Here is a 6,182-nt window from a genome sequence, read left to right as displayed (position 1 = left end):
GCCGGCGGGCGGCGGGGCCTCGCCCTGGGTCGGGGCGGTGGCTCGGGCCGGCCGGGACTACCACGGTCAGCCCGGCAACCCGCGCCTGCGCGACTCCGAGTTCTGGCGCCAGGTGAACAGCCTGCGCGGCGAGGTGTCCTCGCGGCTCACCAATGCGCTGTCCACGCGCGAGCTGGACGAGGAGCAGCGCGAGGCCTTGGGGCAGGAGCTGATCCAGCAGGTGGTGCGCGATCACAACGACGCCCTGCTCTCGGGCGGTCAGCGCAACTGGACCACCGAGTACCAGGTCGAGGTGACGCGGGCCCTGTTCGACGCGCTGTTCCGGCTCGGCCGGCTGCAGCCGCTCATCGACACCCCCGACGTGGAGAACATCGAGATCACGGGCACCGCACCCGTGCTCCTGCTGATGGGCGACGGCCGCCGGACGTACGCCGAGCCGATCGCCGACTCCGACGCCGAGCTCATCGACTTCCTGCAGTTCCTCGCGGCGCGCGACCCGGCGAACGAGCGGTCGTTCACGCGGGCCAATCCGTTCCTCAACCTGGACCTGCCCGGCCGCGTGCGGCTGGCCGCCGTCGGCTGGGTGGTCCCGTGGCCGCGCGTCACCATCCGCCTCCAGCGCCTCCAGTCGGTGGACCTCGAGCTGCTGCGCGACAACGACACCGTCGACACGGTGCTGGTCGAGTTCCTGACGGCGGCCATCCGCGCGCGCAAGTCGATCGTGGTGTCCGGCCAGGGCCAGGGCAGCGGCAAGACGACGCTGCTCCGTGCGCTCTGCGCCGGGCTGGACCCCTGGGAGTCCATCGCGACGATCGAGACGGACTACGAGCTCTACCTGCATCTCGAGCCCGAGAAGCACAAGCGGGTGGTCGCGCTGCGCACCCGCGAGGGCTCGGGCGAGATGAACACGTCGGGCCGCCGGACGGGCGAGATCAACACGAACGTCAACGTCTACGAGTCCCTGCGGCACAACATCTCCCGCGTCATCGTCGGTGAGGTGCGCGGGCCCGAGATCGTGTCGATGTTCCAGGCGATGCAGATGGGCAACGGGTCGCTGTCGACGGTGCATGCCGACGGCGCGCGCGACGTCGTCGAACGTCTGGTCGGCATGGCCGTGCAGGACTCGACGCTGTCCGAGACCTACGCGTACCGGCAGGTCGCGCAGTCGATCGACCTCATCGTGTTCCTCCGGGTCGACACCGGGGCCGACGGCCGGCGCGTGCGCTACGTCTCCGAGGTCATCGAGGTGACCCGCGGCGAGGCCGGCAACCCGGTCGCGATCACCGACGTCTTCGAGCCGGGGCCGGGCGGACGTGCGGTGCCCAAGGTGACGCCGTCGTTCCTCGCCGACCTGGAGGCCGAGGGCTTCGACGCCAACCTGCTGAACTACCGGGACGGGCTCTGGGGGACCGCATGACCACGCTGATCGCGGTAGTCGTCGGGCTCGGTGCCGGGCTCGGCGCGTGGTTGGTCGTCGTCGGCGCGCAGCGGTACGAGCCGACGCCGAAGCCGAAGCGCACCACCCCGCCGTTCCACGGGCTGCTCCGGCTGCTCGGTCTGACCAAGGGCGGGCCGCTGTACCCGCAGCGCAAGATCCTCGGCGTCGGCGCGGTGGCGGGCCTCGTGGTCGGCATCCTGACCGGCTGGTGGTCGCTCGTGCTCATCGTGCCGGTGCTGATCGTGGGGCTGCCGTCCCTGTTCCGCACCACCACCCAGTCCAACGAGGTGGAGAAGCTGACCGACCTGACCGCCTGGGTGCGCTCGCTCATCGGCGTGCTGTCCGGCGGCGCCGTCGGGCTGGAGCAGGGCATCGCCGCGACGCTGCACAGTGCCGCGCCGTCCGTCCGGCCGTCGCTCGCCCGGCTGGTCGCTCGGCTTGAGGCGCGGCAGCCCATCAAGCCCGCGCTGTACCGCTGGGCCGAGGAGATGGACGACTACTCGGCGGACATGATCGCGTCGGCCATGATCCTGGAGTCCGACAACCGCACCGGCGCCGTTGCGCCCGCGCTGCGGCAGCTCGCCGAGTCGCTGTCGGCCCAGGCCAAGGCGCGGCGTGAGATCGAGACCGAGCGGTCGACCGGGCGCGCGACGGTGCGCTGGGTGACGATCGTGACGCTCGTGGTGCTGGTGGCCACGGCGATGTCCGGCTACCTGAGCGGCTACGACTCGCCCCTGGGGCAGGTCGTCGCCGTGGTGCTGTTCTGCGCGTACGTGGTCTGCCTGCTGTGGATGCGCCGCATCAGCCTGGGGCAGCCCATCCCGCGGTTCCTCCCCGACGAGCGGGGGGCCTGACATGTGGCCCTGGGCAGTGGGCAGCGGTCTGGTCGCGGGACTGGGCCTGTTCCTCGTGGTGCGCGAGCTGCTCCCGTCGACGCCGCGGCTCCAGTCCGCGCTCGACCGGCTGAGCGGCGACGACAAGGTGGAGCCCATCACCGTCTCCGACGGCACCGAGCTCACCGCGACCAAGCGGTACACGCAGGTGTTCGGGGCGTGGGCGCAGCGGCGCCTGCCGCTGTCCCTGCTGGGCCGGGGCGGGCCGACCCGAGCCGACCTGGACCTGATCGGCAAGACCGCCACCGACCACTACGGCGAGAAAGCGCTCGGCACGGTCATCGTGCTGGTGGCCGTGCCGTTCCTCGGCCTGTGCGTCGGGCTGCTCAACCTGGGCATGCCGGTCGGGGTGCCGTTCGGGGTCGCCCTGCTGTTCGCGATCGGCGCCTGGTTCCTGCCGGACCTCGATGCGCGGTCCAAGGCCAAGCGGGCCCGGCAGGAGTTCACGCGGGCCGTGTCGACCTACCTGGAGCTGCTCGCGATCGAGCGGGTGTCGGGCGCCGGAGCCACGCAGGCCACCTTTGCCGCGGCGCAGGTCGCCGGGTCGTGGCCGTTCCGCCGGATCGCCGCGGCGCTCGAACGGAGTCGCTGGGAGGGGCAGGCGCCGTGGGTGGCCCTGCGCGAGCTCGGCGAGGAGGTCGAGGTGGACGCGCTGGGCGAGGTTGCCTCGATCGTCGAGCTGGCGGGCACCCAGGGCTCGGCGATCCACGACCAGCTGCAGTCCAAGGCGGCGGCGATGCGCGACGCGCAGCTCGACGTCGAGCAGCAGATCGCGCACGACGCGACGGTCCGGATGACGGTGCCGGGCACCATGACCGTATTTGTGTACTTTTTGATGCTCATCTTCCCAATCGGGGTCACTATGTTTCAGACTGCTCCCTGAATCGGCTCGCCCCCGGTGATGCCGAGGTGTCACACGAGCCGCGTCTTACCCATTTGTTGAAGTCGACATCACCCCAGGAGTCAACATGAACCAGCACCTGAGCCAGGGCCGGACGGTAGCGGCGCGTGCCGCCGCACGGGCGTCGCTGCGCGCGGCCGCGGCGCGTGGTCGCGTCGACGCCCTGAACGCGCGATTCGCCGAACGTTCGGCAGAGCTGCGCCGACGGCTCGCCGATCGTGCGGGCGAGCCGGACGATGCCGGGTTGGAGTCCATCGAGGTCGTCGTGCTGTCCGTGGTGGGCCTCGGCATCGCCATCGCACTCGGCGCCGCGATCAAGGGCCTCGTCGACCGCTACATGTCGCAGCTCTAGGGATGTAGTCCATGAATGAGCGCGGTGCCGCCTCGTTGCAGACCGTCCTTACCTACCCGATCGTGCTGATGCTGATCTTCGGGATGGTGCAGGGGGTGCTCTACTTCCACGCGCAGAACACGGCACAGTCCGTGGCCAACGGGGCCGTGCAGGCCGCGCGCGTGGAGGGCGGCAGCATCGACTCGGGCTACGCGGAGGCTGCCTCGCGGCTCGCCCGCGGAGGCGACGCGTTCGCCTCGGTCCGGGTCTCGGTGACGCGCGGCGAGGAGATGGCCACCGCGACGGTGACCGGGTTGGCGCCGTCGATCGTCCCGGGGTTCCGCGGGTTGCGGGTGGAGCAGTCGGCGACCGGTCCGGTGGAGCGGTTCACGGCTCCGGTGGTGGGGCCGTGAGCGCCGCCGACGAGCGCGGCAACGTGGCGATCAACACGGCCGTCATCTTTCCCGTGCTGCTCCTGATCGGGCTGCTGCTCATCATGGCCGGCCGGCTGGTGCTGGCCGAGGGCGTGGTGCAGTCGGCGGCGAACGAGGCCGCGCGGGCGGCGTCGATCAGCCGCACGGCGAGCATGGCCGGGATGCAGGCGACGTCGACGGCGACCTCCACGCTGGTGAACTCCGGGGTGCGGTGCTCGTCGACGTCGGTCCGGCCGGCCACGGACGCGTTCGCGCTGCCGCTCGGGACCGTCGGCACCATCACGGTGCGGGTCGAGTGCGTGGTGCCGCTGCGGGATCTCGGGCTGCCGGGCGCGCCCGGATCGCGGACGATCAGTGCGACGGGGACGTCGGTGCTCGACGCCTACCGGGGGCGGTCATGACCAAGGGGGCAGGGCGGATGTGGTTGCGGCGTGGACGGACGGCGGCGACGCCGGAGGGAGCGCGAGCGGCGCGCCAGCGGGGCGAGGTGAACATCCTCGCTGCCGGCATGGTGCCGGCGCTCATCATCGCGATCGGCCTGGTGGTGGACGGCGGCGGGCGGCTGCACGCCGAGGACGAGGCCGAGTACGCCGCTGACCAGGCGGCGCGAGCCGCTGCACAGCAGATCCGGATCGACCGCGCGCAGCTGGGACTACCCCCCGAGGTGGATCCCGCGCGTGCGACACAGGCTGCCGCCGACACGCTCGGCGCGCTGGGAGTGCAGGGCGGGGTGACCGCCGTCAACGGCGCCACCGTCAGCGTCGGCACTCAGGTCACCTACAAGACGACGTTCCTGACGTTGATCGGAATCAGCTCGCTCAGCGTCTCGGCCGATGCCGAGGCGCGGGCGGTCCGCGGTATCGGACAGGAGGAATCCTGATGAGCACCTCGACAGCCCAGGGTCGTGCGGTGACCGGTGAGCCCGGCGCACCGCGGCGGGGCACCGGCGCGCGCGTGGTGAGGGGGCTGGGCGCGACGCTGCTGCTGCTGGCGCTCGTCGTCGGGATCCCGGTGGGCCTGTGGCTGCTCGGCGGACCCATCTGGACGGGCCCGGTCAGCCTCGATCGTCTGGTCTCCCTGCTCAGCAGCCCCGACGTCACGGGGTCGGTGCTGATCGGCCTGATCAAGATCGTCGGCTGGATCGCGTGGCTGACGTTCGCGATCGCCGTCGTCATCGAGCTGGTCGCCGCACTGCGCGGACGGCGGTCGCCGCACGTGCGCGGGCTCGGTGCCCAGCAGCGTGCCGCGGCGGTGCTGGTCGGCGCCATGATCACGATGCTGGTCGCGGCTCCCTCGGTCTCGCCCGCGATGGCCGCGCCCGTGCCGGTCGAGCCGGCCGAGACCGGGACCGTGGCGACCGCGCCGGTCTCGTCGGAGGCGGCTTCGCTCAGTGGCGAGTCCACCGATGCCGTCACCGGAGGGGCCGAGCGGAGGGCGGCGGCCGACGAGGCGCCGGCCCCTACCTACACCGTGCAGCCCGGCGACTCGCTGTGGCGGATCGCCGAGCAGACCCTGGGCGACGGCGCGCGGTTCAAGCAGATCGCCGACCTGAACTACGGCGTGCCGCAGGCCGACGGGAGCGCGCTCGACGCCGGCAACTGGATCGAGCCCGGCTGGGTGCTGCGTCTGCCCGCGGAGGCGGCCGACGGCGCCGTCGTCCCGACCAGCACGACCGGGACCGACGGAGACGAGCCTGTGGGCCTCGGTCCCTCGAAGGCCGACGACGACCGGGACGAGACCGTGGACGTGACCAAGTCCCGGTCGGAGGCCGCCGAGGTCGTCGTGGAGTCGGGCGACACCCTGTGGGGGATCGCCGAGGAGGAGCTCGGCGACGGCACCAAGTACCCGGAGGTGTTCGAGGCGTCACGCGCCACGGAGCAGCCGGGCGGCGCGCGGCTCACCGACCCCGACCTCATTCTCCCGGGCTGGACCGTGACCGTGCCGGGCGCGGAGCCCGCGCAGGACGGGGCGGCGAAGGACGAGGGCGCCGCGCAGGGGAAGCCGGGTAGTGCCGACGAGTCGGCGTCCGAAGGGGAGTCCGCGGACGCGGGTGCGGAGCAGGACGGCGGAGCCGGGGCGGAAGCCGAGCAGCCGGGTGATGCGGAGGCCGGGGCCGGGCAGTCGGACGAGGCAGCCGGTTCTGACGCTGCCACGCCGGAGGCGGAGGGCGACGACGCCGCGGCCG

The 6,182-nt window shown here is 72.3% G+C and carries 8 protein-coding genes; all 8 read left to right on the top strand.

Annotated elements, in window-relative coordinates; translation table 11 throughout:
- The coding region (locus PROKR_RS29215; protein WP_169736639.1) for a TadA family conjugal transfer-associated ATPase at positions 1-1,417 on the top strand (1,417 nt) is incomplete at its 5' end.
- Positions 1,414-2,292, top strand: a complete 879-nt coding sequence (locus tag PROKR_RS29210; protein ID WP_036971110.1) for a type II secretion system F family protein — start codon at positions 1,414-1,416, stop codon at positions 2,290-2,292. The genes PROKR_RS29215 and PROKR_RS29210, both read left to right, overlap by 4 nt.
- Before the next feature lies 1 nt (position 2,293).
- The gene (locus PROKR_RS29205) at positions 2,294-3,214 is read left to right on the top strand and encodes a hypothetical protein (protein WP_036971107.1); all 921 of its coding nucleotides are present in this window, start codon (positions 2,294-2,296) and stop codon (positions 3,212-3,214) included.
- A gap of 85 nt (positions 3,215-3,299) precedes the next feature.
- Positions 3,300-3,584: a hypothetical protein gene (locus tag PROKR_RS29200; protein ID WP_036971104.1), complete on the top strand. Its 285-nt coding sequence runs from the start codon at positions 3,300-3,302 to the stop codon at positions 3,582-3,584.
- An 11-nt stretch (positions 3,585-3,595) separates the two neighbouring features.
- Positions 3,596-3,976: a TadE family protein gene (locus tag PROKR_RS29195; RefSeq protein ID WP_036971100.1), complete on the top strand. Its 381-nt coding sequence runs from the start codon at positions 3,596-3,598 to the stop codon at positions 3,974-3,976.
- Positions 3,973-4,398 carry a TadE/TadG family type IV pilus assembly protein gene (locus tag PROKR_RS29190; RefSeq protein WP_036971097.1) on the top strand — a complete coding sequence of 142 codons (426 nt, stop codon included), beginning with the start codon at positions 3,973-3,975 and terminating at the stop codon, positions 4,396-4,398. Before PROKR_RS29195 ends, PROKR_RS29190 begins: the two co-directional genes overlap by 4 nt.
- Positions 4,395-4,877, top strand: a complete 483-nt coding sequence (locus PROKR_RS29185; protein WP_084800761.1) for a pilus assembly protein TadG-related protein — start codon at positions 4,395-4,397, stop codon at positions 4,875-4,877. The genes PROKR_RS29190 and PROKR_RS29185 overlap by 4 nt, the downstream gene beginning before the upstream one ends.
- Positions 4,877-6,182 (top strand): LysM peptidoglycan-binding domain-containing protein (locus tag PROKR_RS31160; RefSeq protein ID WP_157602854.1); only part of this gene is annotated, 1,306 nt, incomplete at its 3' end. The genes PROKR_RS29185 and PROKR_RS31160, both read left to right, overlap by 1 nt.

This window comes from Promicromonospora kroppenstedtii DSM 19349, from assembly GCF_000515355.1.
Taxonomy (GTDB): Bacteria; Actinomycetota; Actinomycetes; order Actinomycetales; family Cellulomonadaceae; genus Promicromonospora; species Promicromonospora kroppenstedtii.
The sequence above is the reverse complement of the archived record's forward strand: the minus strand, read 5'-3'. Positions and strand labels throughout refer to the sequence as shown.

Bases quoted from the DNA above. Each gene is read 5' to 3' on its own strand.
- PROKR_RS29210 (WP_036971110.1), top strand. From the start codon at position 1,414: ATGACCACGCTGATCGCGGTAGTCGTCGGGCTCGGTGCCGGGCTCGGC.
- PROKR_RS29205 (WP_036971107.1), top strand. From the start codon at position 2,294: ATGTGGCCCTGGGCAGTGGGCAGCGGTCTGGTCGCGGGACTGGGCCTG.
- PROKR_RS29200 (WP_036971104.1), top strand. From the start codon at position 3,300: ATGAACCAGCACCTGAGCCAGGGCCGGACGGTAGCGGCGCGTGCCGCC.
- PROKR_RS29195 (WP_036971100.1), top strand. From the start codon at position 3,596: ATGAATGAGCGCGGTGCCGCCTCGTTGCAGACCGTCCTTACCTACCCG.
- PROKR_RS29185 (WP_084800761.1), top strand. From the start codon at position 4,395: ATGACCAAGGGGGCAGGGCGGATGTGGTTGCGGCGTGGACGGACGGCG.